Below are 22,840 nucleotides of genomic sequence, written 5' to 3'. Positions count from 1 at the left end.
GCAGTGCGAAGCGACCGGCTCGGCGACCTCGGCAGCGCGCCGCAGGTGCTGCGCGCGCTCGGTCGCGCTGCCGATCGGCTCGGGCTGCCGCCGCCGGCCGCGCTGACCGGCGAATGGTTCGGCGCATTGGCCGTCATCGCGCCGAGCGTGTCGGTGCAGCCAGTGGCCGCCCACGAGGTGTTCGAGGTTGGGCCGGCCCGAACGGCAAATCCGCAGTTCGGCGCGGTGGGCGGGGGCTGGATCGGCTACCTGTCCTATCCGGACGCAGGTTCGGACGGGCTTGCACCCCGGATCCCCGAGGCCGCCGGCGGGTGGACCGACTGCGTATTGCGTCGGGACCGGGACGGCCAGTGGTGGTACGAGAGCCTTTCGGGTGCCCGCGTGCCGGATTGGTTGGCCGATGCGCTGGCTGCAACGCCCAGAACGGCACCGATGTGCCAGATCCGATGGGAGCCAGCCGACCGGTCAGCACACCGCGCGGGTGTGCTGGCATGCCTGGAAGCTATCGCGGCGGGTGAGGTCTACCAGGCCTGTGTCTGCACCCAGTTCAGCGGGGTGCTCAGCGGGTCGTCACTGGATTTCTTCGCTGACGGGATCGCCCGCACCGCACCGGCGCGGGCGGCATACGTCGCGGGGCGCTGGGGCGCGGTGGCGTCGCTGTCACCGGAACTTTTCCTGCGCCGGCAGGGCAGCGTGGTGAGTTCCAGCCCGATCAAGGGCACGCTGCCGCTGCATGCCTGGCCATCGGCCTTGCGGGCGTCACCCAAAGAGGTAGCGGAAAACATCATGATCGTCGACTTGGTTCGTAATGACCTTGGCCGCGTGGCGATTACCGGTACGGTGACGGTTCCCGAGCTGTTGGTGGTCCGGCGCGCCCCCGGCGTGTGGCACCTGGTGTCCACGGTGTCGGCCCAGGTGCCGCCCGACCTGCCCACCGCCGCGCTGCTCGACGCCACCTTTCCCCCGGCGTCTGTCACCGGAACACCGAAACTCCGTGCCCGTCAACTCATTTCGCAGTGGGAACGGCATCGCCGCGGAATCTATTGCGGTACCGTCGGTTTGGCTTCGCCCATCGCAGGCTGCGAGCTCAACGTCGCGATCCGCACCGTCGAATTCGACTCCTCGGGAGGTGCGGTGCTGGGGGTCGGCGGCGGCATCACCGCCGATTCCGATCCTGCCGCAGAGTGGGACGAGTGCCTGCACAAGGCCGCCCCCGTCGTCGGGCCCCCCAGCACCCCTGCCGCCACTCGGGTGAGTTAGCTGAGCAAATTTTGGAGCAGATAATCCGGTGCGGCGATTTTCGCCGAACGCCCACACGGACTCTCGGGCACGCATAAGCTTCAACAATCGACCCGATGTTCCCGCGTGCGAACGCGGCAGGGCCGGCGGTTGAGGAGAGGCTGGAGGGATTGTCATGAGAGTCGCCATCGTTGGCGCAGCGGCTGCCGCTGTCTTAGGTGGCGCGTTGGCGGTTGCGCCGTTGACGGTCACCAACCAGGCCCGGACGCTGCCCGGCGGCACCTGCAGTGCAGGTAAGCAGTGCGATCGGCTGGCTTCGGTCCTCATGCCGGAAGCAGGCAAGCAGTCCGGAGCCATAGCGCCGCGGGGCGCGCCGTCACCGGTCGAGCCGCCGCCGGCTGCTGCTGCGCCGGCCATCGCGCCGCGGCCCGAAACCGCGGCCCCGGCGGCCTACACACCGCCCGTCGGCCCGAGTGGCGGGTCAGGTCTGTTGCCCCCCGCAGCCAACGCGATCAACCCGGCGGGCCCGCCGCCCGCCGCGGCCGCTTTGCCGCCGGGCGTCGAGGACTACCCGGCACTTCCCGGAATCGGCGGCATCCCGGGTGTCGGCATTCCCGGGGTACCGGACCTCTTCGGTGCATACGGCGCCGCAGCCGGCCTGGGGAGTGTCCCGGCCGGAGCCAATGCCGCCTTCTCGATCGTCAACGGCCTGATCGGGGTGGGCAACACCGTCTCCGGCGCGGTGACATCCGGTGCGCTGGCCGTCACCTACGTCGTGCTCGCCTACAACGCTTTGCAGAGTTCGGGCCTGCTGCCCGCCGGAAGCGGCGGGCTCGGTTCGCTGGGAAACATGCTGCTACCGGGCGCCGTGGCGCTGCCGGCCGCGGCGCTGCCCAGCTTGAGCCTGCCGGGGCTGCCGGGATTGCCCGGCCTGCCGGGTATTTCGCCCGCGGGGATGATTGCGTTGGCCGGCGCGGGCGGCTTGCCCGGCCTCAACCTGCCGGCGCTGCCGGGCGTGTCCCCAGCCAGTCTGCTGCCGCTGGCGGCCAACGGCCTGCCGGGCCTGCCGGGCGTGGGTCCCACCGACCTGATCGCGCTGGCCACCGCCGGTGGCATCCCGGGTCTGCCCAGCCTGCCAGGCGTCAACCCGGCGATAGTCGCCGCGGCCTTGCCGGCACTGGCTGCCGGTATCCCGGGCCTGCCGCCGCTGCCGGGCATCGACCCGGCCACCCTGTCGGCGGCGCTGCCCGCGTTGGCCGCGGCGGTTCCCGGTGGCATCCCCAATGTGGATCCGGCGATGGTGGCGGCGTTGCTGCCGGCGTTGGCCGGTGGGGTTCCGGGCGTGGATCCGGCGATGCTGACGGCGGCACTGCCGGCCCTGGCCGGTGGTCTACCACCGGGCATCGACCCGGGCGTAGTTGCCGCGGCCCTGCCCGCCTTGGCAGCCGGAGGGGCTCCGGGGCTGCCCGCCCTCCCGGCACTGCCGAACGTGGACCCGGCGGCGATAGCCGCGATGGCCGCGGCCGCGGGTATTCCTACGTCGTTGCCCGCGGGTCTGCCAGCGCTGCCCGCACCGCCGCCGCTGCCGCCATTGCCCGGACCGCCGCCGCTGCCGCCGCATCCGCCGATCTGCCCCATTCCGGGCGGACCCTGCTTCTGACCTAACCTGGCTCCGTCCGGGCCTAAACCTGGGTCCGCGCGGGCCTAACCTGGGCCTAACCTGGCTCCGTCCGGGCCTAACCCGGGTCCGGCTCCCCCTCGTCGGACTGCTGGGCACGGCGCGACGTCAGCACCGCTTCGTAAAGCTGGCGCGAACGCACCTCCGGGTATCCGGCTGCCACGTGACTGCACGCGTCTTTGATGCGAATGCCGCCGGTGACCAGGTTCTCCACCTCGTCGACCAGGTCGGCGACCAGCGTTGACACGTCGGACCGCGGGGTCGCGCCGGCCAGCACGACAGTGATCTCACCCAACACTCCGCCGGTCGACCAGGCCGCCAACTCCTCGAGCGATCCGCGGATCACTTCCTCGTGCGTCTTGGTCAGCTCCCGGCAGACGGCGGCCTGACGGGCACCGCCGAGTTGATCGACGGCGTCGCGCAGACAAGCAGCCAGCCGGCGCGGCGATTCGAAGAACACACAGGTGCGTCGCTCGTCGGCCAGCGTCGCCAGCCAGGTCCGGCGCGCCGATCCCCGGCGCGGCGCGAAACCTTCGAAGCAGAACTTTTCGGCCGGCAGCCCGGAGACGACGAGCGCGGTAGTCACCGCCGAGGGGCCCGGCAGGCACTGCACCGGCAGATCGGCAGCGACGCACGCCGTAACCAACCGATAGCCGGGGTCGCTGATCATCGGCATGCCCGCGTCGCTGACCACTAGCACCGTCGCGCCCGCTTCGATGGCGTCCAGCAACGTTGCCACTCGCGTGGCCTCCACGCGATCGAACAGGCTCAATACCCGCCCGCCGATCTGGACGTCGAGCGCCTTGGCCAGGTTCCGCACCCGCCGGGTGTCCTCGGCAGCCACCACATCGGCTTCGGCCAGCGCTTGAATCAGACGGGGTGAGGCATCCGCGGGCTGGCCCAACGGCGTTGCACCCAGTAATAGACGCCCAGTGGTCACACCGCACAGCCTACGATCGACGTGATGTCCGCCCCGCCCCGAGAAACCCCGGTCCTGGTCGAGGAGCGTCCGGCACCGCGCCCAGCCCCCCTTGTCAGCCCGGGTCCCTTGGCGCCCGTGACCGATTTCGGGCCGGTAGACCGGATGCGCGGCTGGATCGCCACCGCCGTCGTCACCCTGCTGGCCGCGTTCACCCGGTTCCTGAATCTGGGGTCGCCCACCGATGCCGGCACGCCCATCTTCGACGAGAAGCACTATGCCCCCCAGGCCTGGCAGGTGCTCAACAACCACTGGGTGGAAGACAACCCTGGGTTCGGCCTGGTGGTGCATCCCCCGGTCGGCAAGCAGCTGATCGCCATCGGTGAGGCCCTGTTCGGGTACACCGGATGGGGCTGGCGGTTCACCGGCGCGCTGCTGGGGGTGCTGCTGGTGGCGTTGGTGACCCGCATCGTGCGGCGGATCAGCCGGTCCACCCTGGTGGGTGTTGTCGCCGGGCTGTTGCTCATTTGCGACGGTGTCAGCTTCGTGACCGCCCGGACCGCGCTGCTGGATGGTTTTCTGACGTTCTTCGTGGTCGCGGCGTTCGGCGCGCTGATCGTGGACCGCGACCAGGTTCGGCAGCGCATGCACGTCGCGTTCGCGGAGGGCCGCATCGCCGAAACGGTGTGGGGTCCGCGGTTGGGCGTGCGGTGGTGGCGGTTCGGCGCCGGCGTGCTGCTGGGATTGGCGTTGGGGACCAAGTGGTCCGGGTTGTATTTCATGGCGTTCTTCGGCGTGATGTCGCTGGTTTTCGACATAGCGGCCCGCCGCCAGTACCAGGTGCCCCGACCGTGGCTGGGAGCGCTGCGCCGCGACCTCGTCCCCAGCGGGTATGCGCTGGTGCTGATTCCGTTCGGGGTCTACCTGGCCAGTTACGCGGGATGGTTTGCCTCCGAGACGGCGATCGACCGACACCAGGTCGGCCAGACCATCGGACCGGACAGTGTTGTTCCGCTGCCTGACGCCATCCGGTCGCTGTGGTACTACACCACCAAGGCGTTCCACTTCCACGCCACGCTGACCAACGCGGCCGGCAACCACCACCCCTGGGAATCCAAGCCGTGGAGTTGGCCGATGTCGCTGCGGCCGGTGCTGTATGCCATCGATCAGCAGGACGTTCCGGGTTGTGGCGCACAGTCATGCGTCAAGGCGGTAATGCTGGTGGGCACGCCCGCTATGTGGTGGCTGGCGGTGCCGGTGTTGCTCTACACGTCGTGGCGGATGTTCGTGCACCGCGACTGGCGGTATGCGGCGGTCTGGGTGGGATACTGCGCGGGTTGGCTGCCGTGGTTCGCCGAGATCGACCGGCAGATGTACTTCTTCTACGCCGCGACGATGGGGCCGTTCCTGGTGATGGCCATCGCGTTGATCCTGGGCGACATCCTGCATCAGCCCGGGCAGAACAAGGAGCGGCGCACGCTGGGTCTGATCCTGGTCAGCTGCTACGTGGCGTTGGTGGTGACGAACTTCGCCTGGTTGTTCCCGGTGCTGACGGGTCTGCCCATCTCCCAGCAGACCTGGGATATGGAGATCTGGCTGCCCAGCTGGCGCTAGGCGCGTTCCGCCGCCCTCCGGCTCACTATGCTTTCCCGATGGCGATCACCGATTCCCGCGAAGTCGTCATAGCTGCGACGCCCGCCGAGGTGCTGACGGTCTTGCTGGACCTCGAGTCGTTGCCGGAGTGGTCGGCGTTGCACGACAAGATCGAGATCCTGCAGCGGGACGAGCAGGGCCGGCCGCGGCAATGTCGGCAGACGGTCAAGGTCATGGGCGCCACCGACGAACAGCTGGTCGAGTATTTCTTACATGACGACGGCTTGAGTTGGAATTTGTTGAGCGCCAAGCAGTTACGTTCTCAACGCGGCCGCTACACCTTGACGCCGGAAGGCGATTCCACCCGGGTTCTCCTAGAGCTCGCGGTGGATCTGGTCCCGCCCGTACCCGGGTTCCTGGTCCGGAAAGCGACTCAGTGGCTCATGCGGGCAGCGACCGACGGGCTCCGTCAGCGGGTGCTCGACGTCCAGGACGCCGGTAGCTAAAGAGGTTCCCGGGCAGCCGGGCAGGACATGCAGCGAGGACCGCCGCGCCCGGTGCCCAGTTCGGACCCCGCGATGGTCAGCACCTCGATGCCGGCGTCCTGCAACCGCGCATTGGTCTGCGAGTTGCGCTCATAGGCGACGACCACCCCGGGCGCCAGAGCCAGGGTGTTGTTGCCGTCATCCCACTGCTCGCGTTCGGCGACTACCGGATCGCGGCCGGTATCGATGACACGCAGTTTGTCGAGCCCCATCGCCGTCGCAGCCGCATCCACAAACGGGGCGGCATCGCTGATGGTGACACCGTCGGCGGTGCGCCGCATGGTGAACGCCGACAGCGTGTCGACGATGTTGGCGTACATCACCACGGTGTCGGTGTCGACGACAGTGCAGACCGTGTCCAGGTGCATCTGGGCCCGCTTCTGGGCGATTGGCACCGCAAGCACGGTATGGGCGAGGTCATCGTCGAAAAGGCTGCGCGCCAACGCTTCCGCGCCGGCAGGCGTGGTCCGCTCCCCCACTCCCACCGCGATCACGCCGGGCGCGAGCAGCAGCACGTCGCCACCTTCGACGGGGGCGGTGCGCGACTCGTAAGCTCGCCGCACGCCGGTGAACCGCGGGTGGTGGGCGTAGATGATGTCGGTCAGCGAAGCTTCGCGAACGCGGGCCGGCAGGGCCAGCGACGGGATCACCACCTTCGGACCGATCCAGATGGATGAATCCCGGGTGAACACCAGGTTGGGCAGGGGTTCGATGACGAAGTCGGCGCCGTGATGCATCCGCAGCACCAGCGACACGTCGGTGCGGATGCTGGCCGGCAACTCCTCGAACGTCATGCCGGCCGTCAGCACCTGCGCCAGCGCCGCCGGCTCGAGACCACGCAGGTACGCCGAAAGGTCCTGCGCCAGTGCCAATCCGAGCCGCCGGACATTGACCGCGGCCGCCACGCCCTGCATCCGCGCGGCTCCGCTGTGCTGCAGCGCCTCGGTCAACAGCTCCGAGAGCAGCAACACTTCCACGCCCCGGGTCCGCAGCAACTCGGCGAACTGGTCGTGCTCGTCCTGCGCGCGGTCCACCCAGGGCAGGCCGTCGAACAGCAGCTGGTCGCTGTTGCTCGGATTCAGGCGGCGTAGTTCGGCACCGGGCCGGTGCAGGATGACGGCCTTCAGCGCACCCACCTCTGAATTGGCTCCCAGCACGACACCCACAGCAGAAACGGTAGCGGGGCAGACGCGGCGCGGCGCGTCACACGCCGATTCATCGAACGGGTGTGCGATAGAATTGTGGCCGTGTCGATCGCGGTTCAGGGCTCGCTGTTCGAGCACAACGAGCGCAGGCAGCTCGGTGACGGCGCCTTCATCGACGTCCGCGCAAACTGGCTCAAGGATGCCGACGACCTACTGCGCGCCCTGCTCACTTCGGTGCCGTGGCGGGCCGAGCGTCGCCAGATGTACGACCGGGTGGTCGACGTACCCCGGCTGGTCAGCTTTCACGATCTCACCGTCGAGGACCCACCGCATCCCGCGCTCACCCGACTACGTCGTCGGCTCAACGACATCTACGCCGGGGAGCTGGGCGAACCATTCACGACCGTCGGTCTGTGCTGCTACCGGGACGGGTCGGACAGCGTGGCCTGGCATGGTGACACGATCGGCCGCAGCAGCTCCGAGGACACCATGGTCGCGATCGTCAGCCTCGGCGCCACCCGGACGTTCGCGATGCGGCGGCGCGGCGGCGGCCCGTCCCTGCGCCTGCCGCTGGCGCACGGCGACCTGCTGGTGATGGGCGGTTCCTGCCAACGCACCTGGGAGCATGCGGTTCCCAAGACCTCGGCCTCGGCCGGTCCGCGGGTGAGCATCCAATTCCGGCCGCGCAACGTCCGCTAGGTGCGGACCGCAGCCACCGCCTTGACCAGCAGATCACGGGCCCGCTGAGTATCGACCTTGGCCACCGGTTGCCCGGGTATAACCAGCGGATTGGCGATCACGATCACCTGGTAATCGCCGAAGTGTGCCGAGTAGTCGTACAGTTCGCCCGTTCGAGCCGATCCGCCGACGAGTGCCTGCAGCACGCGGTGAATGGCCTGCGTGTGCACGTCGTCGATCCGGGGCGCGTCGATCACTTCGATGGCCCCGCGCAACTGAGCACCGGAAAATCCGACTTTGGCACAGTCTTTGCCGGGGTCGTTGGTGGGCAGCGCCTGCGAGGTCTCCAGCGCGATCGCCACGAACCGGTTGCCGTTGCCCTCTGCGGAGACCGCGGCCATATTGCCCTCCAGCCCGCCCGGCGTCTCCGGGCCGACCGCGGCCTTGGCGCAGTTCGCCGGGTCGAAGGTGAGCCCCTCGGGCAGCTTGCGGGAGGCGAAGAACTGCGGGTCGATCGCTCTGGGTGCGATGTCGGTGACCTTGTAGTCGGGTCCGAAGCTCGACTTGACGTCCGTGATCTTGGCGATATCGGCCTTGGCGGGTTTCGACGAATTCGCGCCGGGGGAACAACCGAGCAGCAGGCACACCGACCCGACTGCGACCGCCAGCTTCAACATCGTCGCCAATCTACCCAACCGAAAAGCTCAGCCCCGTAACGTCGACACGGTTTTGACCAATAGATCTGCGGCGAACTGCGCCGGCAGTGGGGGCAGCGGCGAGCCGGGATCAGTGGTCAGCGCCGTGAACGCGTAGTAGTCACCCAGATAGGCGACGAATGTGTATGCCCGCGAATCGATTTCGCTGCCCGACTCGACCGCGGCACGAATGTCGGCGACCATCCCGAGGGTTTGCGCCCCGTCGATGTGCGGCGCATCGGCGTGTTCGACGTGCACCTGGGTGCGCCCGGCGCTCAACTCCCATTCCTGGCACGCGGTCACCAGGTCGCGATCCAGACTCAGCCCGGCGGGCGCCCCCACCACCACCGCGTCCACGATCCCGCCCGAACCGGAACCGGACACGCCCTGTGTCACCGGCGCGGGCCCGAGGGTGGGATCGGCCAGCGCCATGCATTTCGGCGGACTCGCCGCGACGGTGCCGCCGAGACCCCAGATCGCCCGCGGCGTGGCGGCCCTGGGCACATTGGTCACCTCGTAGCCGGGCGGCAGATCACGGCCGACCCGACGGATGTTGGCCGGATTGACGACCCTGCCGCGCGGCGCCGAAGACGACGTGGCCGACGGCGCCGGTGCCGGGGATTGAGCGCAGCCCGCCAGCAGCAGCGCCAGCGCGGCGCCAATCCGTAACGGCCGCATGAACGTTGATATCACGTCGCGCGGGAGGGTGTCCGGATCAACTCACCGCCTCGATCACCTGGCGGGCCACCCGCCTGATCTGCCGCTCCGTGTCGCGCCCGAGGCTCAGGTGGCGCGGCACGTCGATCACGGTGGTGATGACTCCGATGTCCTCGCGTTGCCAGACCGCTCCGTGCTTGTCCATGATCGTGCGCATCGGCACGTTGCCGGAAAGCATTCTGGCGGTGAACTTTTCGACCCCGTCGACACGGGCGGCGACGGCCAGTGCGTCGATCAGAAAGGTGCCGATGCCGCGCCCTTGATACGCGTCGGCAACGGTGAACGCGATCTCGGCAACCGTCGGGTCGTTCGAGTCGCGCACGAAGCGTGCGTCGGCGATCGGATCGGCGCCGTCGACCATGACCCAGACAAAATGGTCCACGTAGTCGACCTCGGCCAGGTAGTGCATCATCGCCGCGCTGGGCACCCGAGCCGACATGAACCTGCGATAGATCGTCTCACTGGAGAAATGGACGTGCCCGTGCACCGTCCGCTCGCTGTCACCAGGGAGCACCGGACGCAGCAGCAATTGGCTTCCGTCCCGGACCTGCACCGGAATGGGCGTGATGAAGGCCGCGAGGCGCTGGCGCACCGTGCGTACCAACCGTTGCATGATGCCCGGGATGTGCATCATCTGGTTCAGGGCGTCTTTGCCGCCGATCCACCCGGTCAGCGGTTCGAGCGTGGTGACGGTGGCTGTCCGTGGAACGTCGCGCAGCAGAGCGATTTCTCCGACGATCGTCCCGGGCAGCGCCTGCTCGACGATCACCGTGTTGTCTTCGCCGAGGTGGATGACCTCGGCACTGCCCGACGCGATGAGCAGGAAAGACACGGCCCGCTCCCCTTGCCGCATCAGGACCTGTGCGGCGTGGGCTCGCAACGGGGCCAACTGGGAGGCCAGGGGCTGTAGATCTTCGATAGGACATCCCTTGAAGACGTCCATGCCCGCGAGTGCCTCGGTCCCCGTGCCGCTCAATTCGGCCATCCCGTCCCCTCGCGGTCCGATCCGACCCAGGTTATGGGGTCGGCTGCCGCCCCTGCAAGAAGTGCGCCAACAAGCGCACTAGCCTGACGACAGGTCGGCACCGCGGCAGAAATGGACTTGACGTGATCGATAACCAGGATCGCATGGAGTTGACCCGACGGCTGCTCACCAAACCTGCCGTAGTGCGGCACGGGTACCTCGACGTGCTCGGAGAATCCACGGCGGCACCCGCCCCTACGTTCGCTCAGCGGGCCATGAACAGCCCCTTTGTTGCGACCGTGTACGAAGGGTTGTGGCGGCCGACGTCCTTCTTTGTCGCCAGCGGGGTGACCACTCGCGCGGAGGAGCGCCGCGCGGCCGACGCCCTACGCCTGCGCAGCGCGAAGACTCTTCTCGACGTCGCCTGCGGCCCCGGCAATTTCACGGGCCCGCTGGCCGAACGACTGTCCACAGGCAGCCTCGCGGTCGGCTTCGATATCTCGGAGCCGATGCTGAAGCGAGCCGTAGCGGACAACAGCGGCCCTAGGACTTGCTACGTCCGCGGCGACGCCCGTGACCTGCCGTTCGGTGAGGAAACCTTCGACGCGGTTTGCTGCTTCGGGGCGCTGTACTTGATACCCGAGCCGTACCGGGTGGCGCGCGAAATGATTCGGGTGCTGCGTCCCGGTGGGCGGATCGCGATCCTCACCAGTTACGCCGGGCAACCGCCGCCGATCAACTTTGCGTTGCACACCACCGCGCGCTTGATCGGACTGACCATGTTCGACCGACGCGCCTTCGTCGACCTGTTCACCGAAGCGGGCCTGGTCGACGTCGAGCAACAGACGCAGCGAGCGTTGCAGTTCGTCACCGCGACCAAGCCGGGCTAGGACGCGGCCAGCTCGCACACCCCGAAGAGCCGAACGACCGGCGTGCCCGCTTCGTACTCCAGCACCCACGCGCCGTTGTCCGCGGTCGAGACGAGCCGAATCAGGTCGGGTTGGTTGTTGCGTTGCGTGATCTCCGCGCATTCGACTTGGAAGAGGCGAAACTTGCCCTCGTCACGGATGGCCAGTGAATAGCCCGGTTCGACAGCTTCGGCGGGAACCTTTTGCAGGTAGTACTTGGTGCTCATGCCGCGACATTAAGGGCGGTTTCTTGCCGGATCCGACCCGCCGCGCCCGTCTTAGCGAACGTTCAGCTGAATCTAGGCACTTCATCAGGATCCACTCAAATCGCCACCGCAACAGCACTTTCAGTCGACTGGCAGCGGCGTGCGGTGGTCGAATCCGCGCGCACACCCAGTAGCGTTGGGGAGTGACCGAAATCGGGGGTGTGCGGTGAGCGTCGCGGGATTCGTGCTGGGCCTGATCGGCACCGTGCTCGCGGTCGTGTCGCTGGGTTGCCACCTGGTCACCTGGCGGCTGCAACGCCCGCGGCCCAAACTCACCCCCGTCGTCGGTCGATTGACACCCGGTGGGCTGGTGACCAATGACGCCAGTTGCGACGTGCGCGAGTCGTTGGCCGACGCTGCCGAGCAGCTCGAGGACATTCCGCTGATCCTCGGGGTGAAAGTGGTCAACGCCGGAAGGGAACCGTTTCACGTTGCCGGCTGGGCGATCCGCTCCGATCCTGACGGCACATCGCTGGTGCCGATCGAGAAGCCGATCGCCGGGGCAGACGTTCCGTTTGACGTAGCGCCCGGCGGCAGCGCCGTGTTTCTCACCGAGCTGCAACACGTGCACAGCTTCGCCGCCGCCGGCGCAGAACAAGCGCCGCGCATCGTACTCACGGTGTCCTCGGGGGCACGTACCTACTCCACCAAACCCGTTGCGCCAGAATTACTCTTAGTAATTACCGGTCCGGTTTAGCCGCGTAAGGTGAGGTGCGGGCTGCGGCCGTACGTCTGCCGGTAGAGGACCGAGAACCGTCCGAGGTGGCCGAACCCCCACCGCCGCGCGATGTCGCCCACGCTGATCGCGGAATGGTCGGCCGCAACGAGGTCGAGATGGGCGCGTTGCAACCGAACCCGGCGCAGATATTCCGTCGGGGTGCAGTGGCGGTACTTGCGGAACATGTATTGCAGCGCGCGCGGTGTCACGTAGACGGCAGTGGCGATATCAGTCAGGGTGATGTCGTCATGCGCGTTGTCCTCAACGTAGGCCACAGCTCGGCGCAGGAGTACGGGACTGCTGTCGCGACGTTCTTGACGAGTCGGCTCCGACCGCGCCGTATTGGGCAGCGTGGCCAGCAGCGTACTTGCCACATACCGCTCCACGCCGGAGGCGATCAACCGATTCTCCTGTGCGTGCCGACTGGCTGCGACGCGTCCGACGTACCCGATCGTCTCGGACAATTGCCGGCTTGCTTCACGCGAAATCGGTACCGAACCGGTCAGCCGTACCGGCTTATCGCTACCGGGGCGCTCGGCCGCTACGGAGCTGAGCAGGCTCGGTTTGATCAAGAGCTGCTCGTAGTGGCCCTGCTGAACTTTTCCTTCGCAGGGCACCCCGGAGTTCGCTCCGATCACCCCGGCCTCACCGGTCCGGTATGTCGCGGCCGACCGGCCCTGTGGACGCTCTTGGAGTCCCCCGGACACCACGCGACATAACAGGATGTTGTCGGGTGGCGCCATCTCGTAGCTGAAGTCAATGCCGCATTCGGCGCTGTCGAAAGCAATCGATCCGACGAACGCCCGCTCGATGCGGAACAGCGCCGACTCGTCAGCGCAGGCTGTCCGGATACGCATTTTGGAGATATTGGCGCTCAGAACGGACTCGGCCTCGCCGAGATCTTTGGTGTCGAGAAGAACCGTGAACATTAGTCGGCTTTCAGGCAAGAAACGATGGCCACGGCATCGTGCTGAGCCGACTGTTGTCCCAGTATCCATCAACCGGAGGCAATAGGTAAGCACGCCGCGGTGTGCCGGCCCTCGTCGCGACCTCTGAACTGCCGAAACCCGGCAAAAATCCATCTACTGAAACGCTGCGTGCCCACTTTGGGTGCGCAACGTTCACCGGGCCGCTGGCGCCTGGGGTGTTAGATCGTCAGGATGGGCGAACGCGTCACGTTTCGTAGCTGCACCGGCCCCACTCTCACCGGCGTAGTCGAGGTGCCAGAGGGTCCGGTACGCGGCTGGGGCGTGTTCGCCCACGGCTTCACACTCGGCAAAGACTCCCCGGCCGCGGCCCGGATCTGCAAACAACTGTCCTCTGACGGAATTGGCATGCTGCGGTTCGACGCGCTGGGTCTTGGTGCCTCCGAGGGAGATTGGGGCGACGGCTCGTTCACCGTGAAAGTCGACGACATCGTCGAGGCATGCGAGTTCATGACGGCACGCGGCACCCCGGCCGACATCCTGGTCGGGCACTCCTGGGGTGGGGCGGCGGCTCTGGCGGCGGCCAGACGATCCGCGGGCGTACGTTCAGTGGTCACAGTCGCCGCGCCGGTCGATCCCAGTCACGTCGAAAAGCATTACGACGCGGTGGTTGACCGCGTGATGTCCGACGGGGCAGCCGAGTGGCTGGTGGGCGGACGCACGCTGACGCTGAAACGGGCATTCGTCGAGGACGTCCGGACTGCCCACCTGCACGACAAGATCGAAGACCTGCAGATGCCGCTGCTGATCCTGCACTCGCCGACCGACAATACGGTCGGCATCGAGAATGCCAGTGAGATCTTCAACCTGGCCCGCCACCCGCGGAGTTTCGTCTCGCTCGAGGGATCTGACCACCTGTTGACCGCACGCGGCCAAGCGCACCGGGCCGGGCGAATCATCGGCGCCTGGGCAGACGCCTACCTCGAGTAGTTCGTTGACAGTCGTCATTGACGACTGTCAGTGCTGCGATATAACCTGCTCCTATGGGACCGACGAGCGCCAGCACGCGGACCCGGTCGGCCGGTAGCGGAGCCCGCGAGATTCGGCGGCAGGAAACGCGGGCGCGCCTGTTCGACGCGGCGCTCACTGAGATCGGCCGGTACGGCCTGGCCGGTGCAGACGTGAGCGCCATTGCCGCAGCGGCCGGCGTGGTGCGGGGTACGTTCTATTTCCACTTCCCGACCAAGGAACACGTGCTGGTCGAACTGGAGCGGAATGAAGAGGCCCGGATAGTTGCTGAGCTTGCTGACAAGCTAACCGACACTGAGGATTTGGCGTCCCTGCTTACGACGTTGGTTCGGGCGGTTGCTGACGCCGAGCGCCGACTGGGCCCGGTGGTATTCCGAGACATGCTCGGGCTGCACTTCTCTCAAACCCGCCCCGGCGAGGACGAGCTGAGCGATCACCCGCTGGCGGGCTTTGTCGTCGTCGCAATCACCAACGCGCAGAAGGCCGGTCACGTTACGCCAGAGCAAGACGCCGGCGAACTCGCAGTGTTCTTTCTGACCGGACTCTTCGCGTTGCTCGCCACCGGCGCACACGATTCCGCAGCCGTCGGCGCCGTCCTGGCCCGGTACGTCACCACGATTGTGAAGGGGATGGAGACGCGATGAACAGCAACAGGATCGAAGGTTACCGGGATTTCTTGAAGCGTCGCGACGGAGCTGCCGACCTACTTAATCGGCGCCTGGCCAATCGTGAGGACTTCTTCACCGGCTTGGAAGACGACCCGGTCCGATCGCGACACCCCGCCGACCGCGCCACCTTCCTGCGCAACCTGCGGCGCCGGCGCCCGGAGAATGGGCTGGACCCGAAGATGTTGTTTCTGTTGGCGACCGCGAAGCTCAATCAGGCGGAACGCTTCGGGGTGGGTCTCGGCGAGACCTACGGGCTGAACAGCGACGAAAACCTGCCGCCGGAACGGGTTTACCTCGAACTGGAGGAGCACTACCACACCCGGCTGTTGGCCTATGTCCTCGACGTCTTCGACCTGACATTCCAGGTGGTGCCACCGCCGTTCGTGATGCGCCAGTTCGTCAAGACCGGCGTGTTCATTCCCGAGCGGCTCAGTTTCATGTTCGTCGGCGCGGCCGAGATGGCCGGTTGTGTCATGTTCGACGAGTTGCGCCGGGTGGGCATCGAACTCTTCGCTGACGAACCGGATGTCGCCGCGCGCATCGATCTGCTCTACAGCGAGATCCTCACCGATGAGATCGGTCATGTCGGCTATTGCGCTTCCCGGTGCACGGGCCCGGAACGCGCGGTGATGCGGTGGCTTTACCCACGAATCACCCTGCTGTTCGCCCGCCAGACTGTGGAGATCAGCATGCTGGTGGACATCGACAAACTACGCGAACGCCTGAAGCGGCCGTTCGACATCGCGGCACTCACCGCAGGTCTCGACAATGAGACCTACCTGGTCGCACATCCGTGAGAAGTGCTGGGAGCGTTGGTAAACCGGCGGCGTGACGCCAGGGAGACGTACACCAGCGCCACCAGGACGGGGACTTCGATGAGCGGTCCGACGACTCCGGCGAGTGCCTGTCCGGAGGTCGCACCATACGTGGCGATAGCCACCGCGATGGCGAGTTCGAAGTTGTTGCCCGCGGCGGTGAAAGCCAGTGTGGTGGTGCGTGGGTAGCCGAGTCCGAGAGTTGCGCCCAGCAGGTAGCCGCCGCCCCACATGAGGGCGAAGTACGCAAGTAACGGTAGCGCGATGCGGACGACATCGATTGGGCGACTGGTGATCTGGTCGCCTTGCAGGGCGAAGAGGATCACGATGGTGAACAGCAGACCGTAGAGCGCCAATGGGCCGATCTTGGGGAGGAACGTGGATTCGTACCACTCCCGGCCCTTTGCCGGCTCCCCCAACCGCCGAGACAGGTAACCGGCTGCCAGCGGAATGCCGAGGAAGACCAGCACCGACTTGGCGATCTGCCACGGTGACGTGTTGATCGTGGTCTGCGCCAAGCCGAGCCAGCCGGGCAGCACGGACAAGTAGAACCACCCCAGCACGGCGAACATGACGACTTGAAAGACCGAGTTCAGTGCGACCAGGACCGCCGCTGCCTCGCGGTCACCGCATGCGAGGTCATTCCAGATGATGACCATGGCGATGCACCGCGCCAACCCCACGATGACCAGGCCGGTGCGATACTCGGGCAGGTCGGGCAGCAGCAGCCACGCCAAGGCGAACATCAGCGCCGGCCCCAGCACCCAATTCAGCACCAGCGAACTGACGAGCAACCTGCGATCGCCGGTGACAGTGTCCAGACGGTCATAGCGAACCTTCGCCAGTACCGGGTACATCATGACGAGAAGCCCCACGGCGATGGGCAGCGAGATGCCGTCGATCTGGACGCGGTCGAGTGCGGTGTTCAGACCGGGTACCCATCGCCCCAGCAGCAGTCCGGCAGCCATGGCGATGCCGATCCAAACCGGAAGGAAGCGGTCGAGCGTCGACAGCTTCTGCACTACCGCAACGTGCGATTCCGCGCCAGGGCTGGACGCAGTCCTCGCCGCCATCAGCAGCAGGCGTCCGCGGACTCGGGATCGGCGGCTGCGCTACCGCAGCACGCACCGCCCTCTTTCTCCCCGCTGTCGTCGCGATGTTGCGGGCCGGTCCCGAACGCCTCGCTGTCCGCCAGGACTGTGTAGACCTCCCACTTCTCACCGGCGGGACCGGTCACCCACACCTTGTCCTGCCTGGCGAAGCAGCAGGTGGTGTTGATCTCCTCTTCGGTGAACAGTCCCGCACCCGCGAGTCGGGCGATCTCGGCGTGAACGGTTTCGCTGGACTCGACTTCGACGCCGAGATGGTTGATCGTCCCGCCCTTGCCGGGATTCTCCAGCAGCACGAGCTTCAACGGCGGCTGGGCGACTGCGAAGTTGGCGTAACCCGGCTTCACCTTGGCCGGCGGGGTGTTGAACAGCTTGGCGTAAAACGCGACGGCCTGGTCGAGGTCGTCGACGTTGAGAGCGAGTTGAACGCGGGACATGGGGCCTCACAACCTTTGCGGCTTATGTCGAACTTCTGGCGTCCTTGATAGTGCCACCTTTTCGATATTTGTCAAAGGGGTGTGGCATTATGGTCAGGTGCCCAAGACACTGCCCGAGCTAGACGTTTCTGCGCCGGTGTGCTGCTCGCCAGTCGCCGCTGGTGCGGTGAGCGAGGATGCAGCACTGGAGATTGCGCTGCGGCTCAAGGCTTTAGCCGATCCGGTGCGCGTTCGGCTGCTGTCGCTCATGATCAGTAGCACTGCCGGTGAAGAATGCAGCAGCAATCTTGCCGCGGCGGTAGGACTGGCCGAGTCCACCGTCAGTCATCACCTGTCGCAGTTGCGCAGAGCAGGGTTCGTTGAATCCGAACGCCGCGGGATGAATGTCTACCATCGCGCCCGTCGCGAATCCCTCGTCGCGCTCTGCTCAGTTCTCGACCCGAACTGCTGCCGCTAGTGCGGTTTCCAGCGCCTCACCGACATCGCGATTCAAGCGACCCCCGCCCCTGTCGCCGTCGGCCCGCGGGTCGTCGAGTTCATCCGTCGGCCCGCGGGGCGTCGAGTTCATTACGAGTTTGACGTTCGCCTACGTGTTTTAGCTCAGTCGCGCACGGGCGACGTGCGCCGCACCGTTTCCGGTGATGAGCCAGAGGGTCGCAAGTTGTGCGATGAAATCGTCGAGCGACAAGCCGACTTCGCCGTTGATGAAGGCCAGAATGGCGTCCGCGGTTCCGCCGACGATGAACGCCGGTGCGACCTTTGCCATCGGATCGACTTCGAGTTCGACGCCATGCACTGTGCGGCCATGATCTATCAGCACCTCTGTAAGCCGGTGCATCACTGCAGCGCGGTGAGCGTCCAATTCCGGCGAGGCGGCGACGCCCCCCAGGAGGACGCGGGCACGGCGAGGATCGTCGACCAGTGCCCGCACGGTCGCGGCAACGCCTGCGAACGCTTGTACCTCCAACGGCTCCTGCGCTGCCGCACCTGCCGCTGATACGGTCGCGGCGCGAACGTCCTCGGCGATGTCGTCGACAACTGCGGCCGACAGGCTGTCCAGGTCGTCGAAGCTTTCGTAGAAGTAGCGTTTGTTCAGATTGGCTGCGGCGCAGAGTTTATCGACTGTCGCACTACGCCATTCGTTGCTTGCCATAGCGTCCATGGCGGCGTCCAAGAGGCGCTCCCGCCGCTGCCGTCGGCGAGCCTCGGCCGATTGCCCTCCGTAGGGACGCTGTGGCGCGTCGGGCGCCGCTAGATCTCGCATTCGGCCGGCGACCCCACTCCGTTGCTCATTGACATCACCGAAGCATTCTGGCACGGTTTCGTACCAGATATTAGGCACGATTTCGTACCAGATTGACGCAGGAGGACGCATGACGACGGTGGCCAAGAATGCCCGGTCCAACAACCAGACGAAAGGCGCGGCTGACACGTCGGTGTTGAACGACCTACGGGCGTTGTCGTTAACCTCGCCCGTCTTGGCGCGCCAGCAAGGCTGGAACTACTTACAGGAACTCGGCAAAGCGGGCCGACGCGACCAACTCGCTTTGCTGTTCGCACGCGGAGACGCACCTGAGGGACCGCGCGGAGCACTGGAAGGATTGATCGTCGGCGATCTGTTCGGCATACCGGAGGCATACCTGGCCAACCCCTTGTTGAAGATCAATCCGACGTGGCGCGGCAAGACATTCGACGCCGACACCGGCTTCAACCGACTCGCGCCGCTGGCGAAGTACGCGATGCGAGTCATCGCGCCGCGGTACGGCGGGCTGCGCCGCGTTGGACCCGAAATGGTCGGATTCAAATTCAGTCACCGCATCGATACCGCCGCCATCGCGCCATTCAACAAAGTTCGCGCCTTGAACTACGGCCCGGATGAATACCGCAATCCCAGCCTTCGGACGTTCCCCATCAAGCGGACCCGCGACGAAGTGGTTGAACTCCTGCCCGGCCTCTACCTTGGGCGCGCCCTGTTGACCATGCACAACCGCGAGATTCGCCTGATCGCTTACTTTGCCTTGCGGGAGTTCACTGATGAAACCTCGGGTCAATGATCGACCTCAACGGAGCCGTCGCGTGCGTCACCGGGGGCGCGCGCGGAATCGGACGAGCCACCGCCTCGGCCCTAAGGCAACGGGGCGCGACCGTATGGATCGGAGACTTGGACGCGGACGCGGCCGCTCGCACGGCCCGCGAAATCGGCGCGAAGGCAATACATCTGGACGTGACTGACGAGTGCAGTGTGGCGGCATTTCACCGCGCGGCCACGGCGGACGGCCCGGTGGCGATGCTGGTCAACAACGCCGGCATCCAATACATGGGGCCATTCGTCGACCAGAAGCTCTCCAACTATCACCGAGAGATGGCAGTGAACCTTGGCGGCGTCATCAACGGAATGCATCAATTCCTGCCAGACATGCTTGCCCGCAACCAGGGACACATCGTCAACGTTGCTTCGATGGCCGCCAAAGTGACTACGCCCGGCATTTCGGTGTATTGCGCGACGAAATATGCGGTAGCCGCGCTATCGCGAGCCGTGCGCGCCGAAATCGCGTCCACCAACGTCACGATCACCACGATCATGCCGACCGCTGTCCATACCGAGTTGACCGCGGGAGTGAACTTAACCCTGCTACCCACTCGCCAACCCGAGCAGATAGCCGCGGCCATCGCGGACAGCGCGCGTCGACCCGGACGCGAAGTGACGGTGCCACGGTGGCTATCACCATTCGGTGTCGTGGAGGAAGTCACACCCGAACCACTGATGCAGCGAATCAAACGACTCGCCACCCGCAACGAGCCGCCCGGCTACTTCGATGAACGTCGACGCCGCGACTACCTCGATCGGATTGGTCGATGACGACATCGGTCATGCAACTCGCCACGCCCGTGAACAAGCATCGCCTCCAAACCCTCGCGGCCGCTGTTAGTTCGAAATTCCCTAGCGCTGAGGGACCTCTCGCGGCGCCACCTCCTGGCTCGAATCTCAAACCGGTTAGGGGTGACTACGGCTTCCCGTTCATCGGCCATATCTTCAGTTCGCTCGCCGAACCGTTGGACTTCGCGCGACGCAGATACGAGCGATACGGCCCAGTCTCGTGGGCAGGCGGCGTTGGATTCCGCGTCGTGGCACTCCTGGGACCCGAAGCATTGGAGACCGCGTGGATCAACAAAGACAAAGTCTTTTCCAGCACACGTGGGTGGGCACCCGTCATCGGACCCTTCTTTCACCGCGGACTCATGTTGCTGGACTTTGAAGAGCATCGCGATCACCGCCGGATCATGCAGCAGGCTTTCACCCGAAGTGCGCTCGATGGCTACCTTGCCTTGATGCTGCCCGGCATTGACCGGACGCTGCGCATGTGGCCGTCGACTTCGCGCTTCCCCTTCTATCCATCCATCAAGCATCTGCTGCTTCAACAAGCGGCCGAAGTATTCGTTGGTACCAGGCTCGGCCCGGAATCGGACCAACTGTTGGCGGACTTTCACGACACGGTCCGGGGAGGGCAAGCCCTCTTGCGGGCGGACATTCCCGGCGGCGTCTGGGCTAGAGGTCTCCGCGCGCGTGAACGACTCGAACGCTACTTCTCCCAACAAGTTCCCCAACGCCAGCGCGGCGACGGAAACGATTTATTCTCCATGCTGTGCCGCAGCGAAGACGATGAGGGGGCCCGGTTTACCCACGACGACATCGTCAACCACATGATCTTCTTGCTGATGGCAGCCCACGACACCACCGCCATCGCCCTGTCCATGCTCACCTACGAGCTGGGCCGAAACCCACAGTGGCGAAACGCCCTTCGCGACGAAGCCATAAGCCAGCCCAACGACAACCCCACCGTCCTCGACCTGGATACGTACCCCCTGCTTGACGCCGCATTCAAAGAAATACTTCGGATGTATGCGCCAGCGGGCACCCTATTTCGCCAAACGGTCCGCGACACAGACATTCTCGAGCACTTCGTCCCTGCCAAGACTCAAATAGCTATCAACGTCTATGCCTCCATGCGGTTGGGAGACTGGTGGCCTAACCCCGACACGTTTGACCCAGCGCGCTTTGTCAGCAGCCCCGAATCGCGGGCCGCGGTCAGTCGCTACGTGTTCGCACCCTTTGGTGGAGGCGCACACAAGTGCATCGGCCAGCAGTTCGCCGACATGGCCGTCAAAGCCACCATGCACCAAATGCTGAGACGCTTCGAATGGACAGTGCCCGACGACTACCGACTCCCATTGACCTGGGGCACCGGGCCGACACCGGCCGATCATCTACCAATCACACTACGAACGCGCGGCGCGAAATAGCTCGGCCGATCATCGAGAGCGCATTCGGAGTGCTGCGCCAAAGCGCCGGCATGCTGTCCGTGGCTGCCTCAGTCAGGACAGGTTGTCGCGCTGGCGTCGCAACCTCGACGAGGCCGCGAACCGAGTGAACGGCGCTATCCAAGTTCTGGCGGACATTGCGGAGGGCGAGGTTCCCTGGCCGAGACATACGGCCTGACCTGAGCAAACTCTGTGGAGCTAGGGAGATTCGAACTCCCGACCTACTCGATGCGAACGAGTCGCGCTACCAACTGCGCCATAGCCCCTGATCGGTAGCAGGCTACCAGGCACCGCCCCCGCGGGCCGAACCGAGCACTACTGTCCGACGGCGCGCGGCAGGTCCCGCGGCCAGCCGTACTGGCGCATGGACGCCGCATACTCCAGGTGCTCGAAGATCGGGTCCTCATCGTCGATCTCCAGCACCACCGCACCCGGGCGCCGCAGCCGCGACGGGACCAGGTCGTATTCGCGGTCCTCGGTGTTCTCCACGCCCGCCCGTGCCCGCGCCATCCGCTGCGTCCGGCGACGACGCACCTTCTCCTCGATTCGCGTCTGCCGGCGCAGGTAGAACAGGTAGAACAAGGTGATGGTGGTCGCGGTGCCGCACAGCCACCAGGCTTGTGGTGTCGCTTCGAAGGCCATGATGGCCGAACCGACCAAGACCACCGCCATCACCACCAACACCTTCTTGCGGAAGGCGTACTTGCGCGCGCTGACCGCCGCGGCGGTCTTGGTGTCGTACCGACGCCGCCGGTTGACGCCTGCCGCGTAGGCCGGTGGCGCATCGTGCTCGTCCAGGTCGGCGTCGTCCAGGTCGCCCTCGGGCTCCAAACCCGATGAGTCCTCGACATATTCGTACTCGTCATCACCGAGTTCGTCGCCGAGTTCATCGTGGGCGCCGAGTTCATCTTGAGGGTTGAGTTCGTCGCCTGCAGCGTCGGCTACGGCCTCGACTTCCTCAGCCGCAGCCACCTCGGCACCGCGCGCCTCGGGCTCCTCCACTTGCGCAGTGGCTCCGACGGGTAGGGCGGCGGCGTTCTCGTCCACCACATCCACGTCGAGGTAGTCAGGCTCCTCGACGTCAACGCGCTTGTCCACCTTGGCCATTGCGGTCACCACCGACCGGCGCCGCATCACCACGCCGGTGTCTTCGTCCTCGAGTACCGGCATGTCCTCGTCGTGTTGCCGATCGGCGTCGGCGAACGGCCCGTCGATCGGCTCGGTTTCCCACTCGTCCTGCGGCTTCCAGTCCGGGTCGCTGCGATGCCCGGCCGCGGGGCCAGAGCGTTTCAGGAGACGGGAGCTTGCGCCGCCGTTGAGCACTCGGGTTGCCAGGGCCACGTCGCTGGTGCGCCGGACCGCGTCGCGCTTGCTGATCAGCATCGGCACCAGCACGAACAGCCACAGCACCACGAGCGAGATCCACAACAACGACTGCGGGATGCTTGGCATGATGACCTGCTCTCTTCGG

24 protein-coding genes, 1 tRNA gene and 1 pseudogene are annotated in these 22,840 nt (G+C 66.0%); 14 read left to right on the top strand and 12 right to left on the bottom strand.

Features of this window, described 5'->3' with window-relative positions:
• Nucleotides 1–3 precede the first annotated feature (3 nt).
• Both A5636_RS10295 and A5636_RS10290 read left to right on the top strand, forming a co-directional pair.
• Nucleotides 4–1,260, top strand: a complete 1,257-nt coding sequence (locus A5636_RS10295; RefSeq protein ID WP_065158535.1) for an aminodeoxychorismate synthase component I — start codon at nucleotides 4–6, stop codon at nucleotides 1,258–1,260.
• 154 nt (nucleotides 1,261–1,414) lie between these two features.
• Nucleotides 1,415–2,899 (top strand): hypothetical protein, encoded by a 1,485-nt coding sequence (locus A5636_RS10290; RefSeq protein WP_065158534.1) that lies wholly within the window; start codon nucleotides 1,415–1,417, stop codon nucleotides 2,897–2,899.
• Between the two features lie 76 nt (nucleotides 2,900–2,975).
• On the opposite strand, the gene rsmI is transcribed toward A5636_RS10290, so the two are convergent.
• Complete coding sequence (gene rsmI, locus A5636_RS10285) at nucleotides 2,976–3,857, bottom strand: 16S rRNA (cytidine(1402)-2'-O)-methyltransferase (protein ID WP_065158533.1); 882 nt, start codon at nucleotides 3,855–3,857, stop codon at nucleotides 2,976–2,978.
• Nucleotides 3,858–3,881: 24 nt separating this feature from the next.
• Here rsmI and A5636_RS10280 point away from each other — a divergent pair, with 24 nt between their 5' ends.
• Both A5636_RS10280 and A5636_RS10275 read left to right on the top strand, forming a co-directional pair.
• Nucleotides 3,882–5,450 (top strand): dolichyl-phosphate-mannose--protein mannosyltransferase, encoded by a 1,569-nt coding sequence (locus tag A5636_RS10280; RefSeq protein ID WP_065158532.1) that lies wholly within the window; start codon nucleotides 3,882–3,884, stop codon nucleotides 5,448–5,450.
• A 38-nt stretch (nucleotides 5,451–5,488) separates the two neighbouring features.
• Nucleotides 5,489–5,935 (top strand): SRPBCC family protein, encoded by a 447-nt coding sequence (locus A5636_RS10275; RefSeq protein ID WP_065158531.1) that lies wholly within the window; start codon nucleotides 5,489–5,491, stop codon nucleotides 5,933–5,935.
• On the opposite strand, the gene arcA is transcribed toward A5636_RS10275, so the two are convergent.
• Complete coding sequence (gene arcA, locus A5636_RS10270) at nucleotides 5,932–7,140, bottom strand: arginine deiminase (RefSeq protein ID WP_065158530.1); 1,209 nt, start codon at nucleotides 7,138–7,140, stop codon at nucleotides 5,932–5,934. The two genes, A5636_RS10275 and arcA, sit on opposite strands and share 4 nt — an antisense overlap.
• 81 nt (nucleotides 7,141–7,221) lie before the next feature.
• On the opposite strand from arcA, the gene A5636_RS10265 reads away from it, so the two are divergent.
• Nucleotides 7,222–7,818, top strand: coding sequence for an alpha-ketoglutarate-dependent dioxygenase AlkB family protein (locus A5636_RS10265; protein ID WP_216638829.1), 597 nt, complete (start codon nucleotides 7,222–7,224; stop codon nucleotides 7,816–7,818).
• Here A5636_RS10265 and A5636_RS10260 read toward each other — a convergent pair.
• Genes A5636_RS10260 through A5636_RS10250 form a run of 3 tightly spaced genes read right to left on the bottom strand, consistent with a single transcriptional unit; the run spans nucleotide 7,815 to nucleotide 10,194 of the window.
• Complete coding sequence (locus tag A5636_RS10260; protein ID WP_065158528.1) at nucleotides 7,815–8,474, bottom strand: DUF5642 family protein; 660 nt, start codon at nucleotides 8,472–8,474, stop codon at nucleotides 7,815–7,817. The two genes, A5636_RS10265 and A5636_RS10260, sit on opposite strands and share 4 nt — an antisense overlap.
• Nucleotides 8,475–8,501: 27 nt before the next feature.
• Nucleotides 8,502–9,170: a DUF5642 family protein gene (locus A5636_RS10255; protein WP_065158581.1), complete on the bottom strand. Its 669-nt coding sequence runs from the start codon at nucleotides 9,168–9,170 to the stop codon at nucleotides 8,502–8,504.
• Nucleotides 9,171–9,207: 37 nt separating this feature from the next.
• Nucleotides 9,208–10,194: a GNAT family N-acetyltransferase gene (locus tag A5636_RS10250; protein WP_065158527.1), complete on the bottom strand. Its 987-nt coding sequence runs from the start codon at nucleotides 10,192–10,194 to the stop codon at nucleotides 9,208–9,210.
• A gap of 122 nt (nucleotides 10,195–10,316) precedes the next feature.
• Between A5636_RS10250 and A5636_RS10245 the strand changes: the two genes are divergently transcribed.
• The gene (locus A5636_RS10245; RefSeq protein WP_253900557.1) at nucleotides 10,317–11,063 is read left to right on the top strand and encodes a class I SAM-dependent methyltransferase; all 747 of its coding nucleotides are present in this window, start codon (nucleotides 10,317–10,319) and stop codon (nucleotides 11,061–11,063) included.
• On the opposite strand, the gene A5636_RS10240 is transcribed toward A5636_RS10245, so the two are convergent.
• Complete coding sequence (locus A5636_RS10240; RefSeq protein ID WP_065158525.1) at nucleotides 11,060–11,308, bottom strand: hypothetical protein; 249 nt, start codon at nucleotides 11,306–11,308, stop codon at nucleotides 11,060–11,062. The genes A5636_RS10245 and A5636_RS10240 overlap by 4 nt on opposite strands.
• A gap of 205 nt (nucleotides 11,309–11,513) precedes the next feature.
• On the opposite strand from A5636_RS10240, the gene A5636_RS10235 reads away from it, so the two are divergent.
• The gene (locus tag A5636_RS10235) at nucleotides 11,514–12,044 is read left to right on the top strand and encodes a hypothetical protein (RefSeq protein ID WP_065158524.1); all 531 of its coding nucleotides are present in this window, start codon (nucleotides 11,514–11,516) and stop codon (nucleotides 12,042–12,044) included.
• Here the strand turns inward: A5636_RS10235 and A5636_RS10230 are convergent.
• Nucleotides 12,041–12,994 (bottom strand): helix-turn-helix transcriptional regulator, encoded by a 954-nt coding sequence (locus A5636_RS10230; RefSeq protein WP_065158523.1) that lies wholly within the window; start codon nucleotides 12,992–12,994, stop codon nucleotides 12,041–12,043. The genes A5636_RS10235 and A5636_RS10230 overlap by 4 nt on opposite strands.
• 231 nt (nucleotides 12,995–13,225) lie before the next feature.
• On the opposite strand from A5636_RS10230, the gene A5636_RS10225 reads away from it, so the two are divergent.
• Genes A5636_RS10225 through A5636_RS10215 form a run of 3 tightly spaced genes read left to right on the top strand, consistent with a single transcriptional unit; the run spans nucleotide 13,226 to nucleotide 15,485 of the window.
• A complete protein-coding gene (locus A5636_RS10225) occupies nucleotides 13,226–13,981 on the top strand; it encodes an alpha/beta hydrolase family protein (protein ID WP_065158522.1) in 756 nt (251 codons plus the stop codon).
• Between the two features lie 53 nt (nucleotides 13,982–14,034).
• Entirely contained in the window at nucleotides 14,035–14,664 is a 630-nt protein-coding gene (locus A5636_RS10220; protein ID WP_065158521.1) for a TetR/AcrR family transcriptional regulator, read from the top strand.
• Complete coding sequence (locus tag A5636_RS10215) at nucleotides 14,661–15,485, top strand: hypothetical protein (RefSeq protein WP_065158520.1); 825 nt, start codon at nucleotides 14,661–14,663, stop codon at nucleotides 15,483–15,485. The genes A5636_RS10220 and A5636_RS10215 overlap by 4 nt, the downstream gene beginning before the upstream one ends.
• Here the strand turns inward: A5636_RS10215 and arsB are convergent.
• Nucleotides 15,482–16,576, bottom strand: a pseudogene (arsB, locus tag A5636_RS10210) (ACR3 family arsenite efflux transporter); the annotation flags it as partial. The gene A5636_RS10215 and the pseudogene arsB overlap by 4 nt on opposite strands.
• The gene (locus tag A5636_RS10205) at nucleotides 16,576–17,049 is read right to left on the bottom strand and encodes an ArsI/CadI family heavy metal resistance metalloenzyme (RefSeq protein ID WP_065158518.1); all 474 of its coding nucleotides are present in this window, start codon (nucleotides 17,047–17,049) and stop codon (nucleotides 16,576–16,578) included. The gene A5636_RS10205 and the pseudogene arsB, both read right to left, overlap by 1 nt.
• A gap of 97 nt (nucleotides 17,050–17,146) precedes the next feature.
• On the opposite strand from A5636_RS10205, the gene A5636_RS10200 reads away from it, so the two are divergent.
• Entirely contained in the window at nucleotides 17,147–17,506 is a 360-nt protein-coding gene (locus tag A5636_RS10200) for an Rv2640c family ArsR-like transcriptional regulator (RefSeq protein WP_065158580.1), read from the top strand.
• 138 nt (nucleotides 17,507–17,644) lie between these two features.
• Here the strand turns inward: A5636_RS10200 and A5636_RS26515 are convergent, their stop codons facing one another.
• Entirely contained in the window at nucleotides 17,645–18,313 is a 669-nt protein-coding gene (locus A5636_RS26515; protein WP_065158579.1) for a TetR/AcrR family transcriptional regulator, read from the bottom strand.
• Nucleotides 18,314–18,422: 109 nt separating this feature from the next.
• On the opposite strand from A5636_RS26515, the gene A5636_RS10190 reads away from it, so the two are divergent.
• The 3 genes from A5636_RS10190 to A5636_RS10180 are packed head-to-tail and all read left to right on the top strand — an operon-like array spanning nucleotide 18,423 to nucleotide 21,351.
• Nucleotides 18,423–19,103: a hypothetical protein gene (locus tag A5636_RS10190; protein WP_065158517.1), complete on the top strand. Its 681-nt coding sequence runs from the start codon at nucleotides 18,423–18,425 to the stop codon at nucleotides 19,101–19,103.
• Nucleotides 19,100–19,909, top strand: a complete 810-nt coding sequence (locus A5636_RS10185; RefSeq protein ID WP_065158516.1) for an SDR family NAD(P)-dependent oxidoreductase — start codon at nucleotides 19,100–19,102, stop codon at nucleotides 19,907–19,909. The genes A5636_RS10190 and A5636_RS10185 overlap by 4 nt, the downstream gene beginning before the upstream one ends.
• Entirely contained in the window at nucleotides 19,906–21,351 is a 1,446-nt protein-coding gene (locus A5636_RS10180) for a cytochrome P450 (RefSeq protein WP_065158515.1), read from the top strand. Before A5636_RS10185 ends, A5636_RS10180 begins: the two co-directional genes overlap by 4 nt.
• A 211-nt stretch (nucleotides 21,352–21,562) precedes the next feature.
• Here the strand turns inward: A5636_RS10180 and A5636_RS10175 are convergent.
• Together A5636_RS10175 and sepX are read right to left on the bottom strand one after the other, a co-directional pair.
• Nucleotides 21,563–21,635 (bottom strand) — tRNA-Ala (locus A5636_RS10175).
• A gap of 49 nt (nucleotides 21,636–21,684) precedes the next feature.
• On the bottom strand, nucleotides 21,685–22,821 hold the full coding sequence (gene sepX / locus A5636_RS10170) for a divisome protein SepX/GlpR (protein ID WP_065158514.1): 1,137 nt from the start codon (nucleotides 22,819–22,821) through the stop codon (nucleotides 21,685–21,687).
• Nucleotides 22,822–22,840 lie beyond the last annotated feature (19 nt).

Source organism: Mycobacterium asiaticum (genome assembly GCF_001673315.1).
Classification (GTDB): domain Bacteria; phylum Actinomycetota; class Actinomycetes; order Mycobacteriales; family Mycobacteriaceae; genus Mycobacterium; species Mycobacterium asiaticum_B.
The sequence above is the reverse complement of the archived record's forward strand: the minus strand, read 5'-3'. Positions and strand labels throughout refer to the sequence as shown.

What these genes read in the sequence shown, in the direction of transcription:
- A5636_RS26515 (WP_065158579.1), bottom strand. Translation starts at nt 18,313, where the DNA reads ATGCGAGATCTAGCGGCGCCCGACGCGCCACAGCGTCCCTACGGAGGG.
- A5636_RS10290 (WP_065158534.1), top strand. Translation starts at nt 1,415, where the DNA reads ATGAGAGTCGCCATCGTTGGCGCAGCGGCTGCCGCTGTCTTAGGTGGC.
- A5636_RS10225 (WP_065158522.1), top strand. Translation starts at nt 13,226, where the DNA reads ATGGGCGAACGCGTCACGTTTCGTAGCTGCACCGGCCCCACTCTCACC.
- A5636_RS10215 (WP_065158520.1), top strand. Translation starts at nt 14,661, where the DNA reads ATGAACAGCAACAGGATCGAAGGTTACCGGGATTTCTTGAAGCGTCGC.
- A5636_RS10240 (WP_065158525.1), bottom strand. Translation starts at nt 11,308, where the DNA reads ATGAGCACCAAGTACTACCTGCAAAAGGTTCCCGCCGAAGCTGTCGAA.
- A5636_RS10275 (WP_065158531.1), top strand. Translation starts at nt 5,489, where the DNA reads ATGGCGATCACCGATTCCCGCGAAGTCGTCATAGCTGCGACGCCCGCC.
- A5636_RS10255 (WP_065158581.1), bottom strand. Translation starts at nt 9,170, where the DNA reads ATGCGGCCGTTACGGATTGGCGCCGCGCTGGCGCTGCTGCTGGCGGGC.
- A5636_RS10220 (WP_065158521.1), top strand. Translation starts at nt 14,035, where the DNA reads ATGGGACCGACGAGCGCCAGCACGCGGACCCGGTCGGCCGGTAGCGGA.
- A5636_RS10250 (WP_065158527.1), bottom strand. Translation starts at nt 10,194, where the DNA reads ATGGCCGAATTGAGCGGCACGGGGACCGAGGCACTCGCGGGCATGGAC.
- A5636_RS10260 (WP_065158528.1), bottom strand. Translation starts at nt 8,474, where the DNA reads ATGTTGAAGCTGGCGGTCGCAGTCGGGTCGGTGTGCCTGCTGCTCGGT.
- A5636_RS10205 (WP_065158518.1), bottom strand. Translation starts at nt 17,049, where the DNA reads ATGTCCCGCGTTCAACTCGCTCTCAACGTCGACGACCTCGACCAGGCC.
- A5636_RS10190 (WP_065158517.1), top strand. Translation starts at nt 18,423, where the DNA reads ATGACGACGGTGGCCAAGAATGCCCGGTCCAACAACCAGACGAAAGGC.
- sepX (WP_065158514.1), bottom strand. Translation starts at nt 22,821, where the DNA reads ATGCCAAGCATCCCGCAGTCGTTGTTGTGGATCTCGCTCGTGGTGCTG.
- A5636_RS10280 (WP_065158532.1), top strand. Translation starts at nt 3,882, where the DNA reads ATGTCCGCCCCGCCCCGAGAAACCCCGGTCCTGGTCGAGGAGCGTCCG.
- A5636_RS10185 (WP_065158516.1), top strand. Translation starts at nt 19,100, where the DNA reads ATGATCGACCTCAACGGAGCCGTCGCGTGCGTCACCGGGGGCGCGCGC.
- A5636_RS10230 (WP_065158523.1), bottom strand. Translation starts at nt 12,994, where the DNA reads ATGTTCACGGTTCTTCTCGACACCAAAGATCTCGGCGAGGCCGAGTCC.
- A5636_RS10180 (WP_065158515.1), top strand. Translation starts at nt 19,906, where the DNA reads ATGACGACATCGGTCATGCAACTCGCCACGCCCGTGAACAAGCATCGC.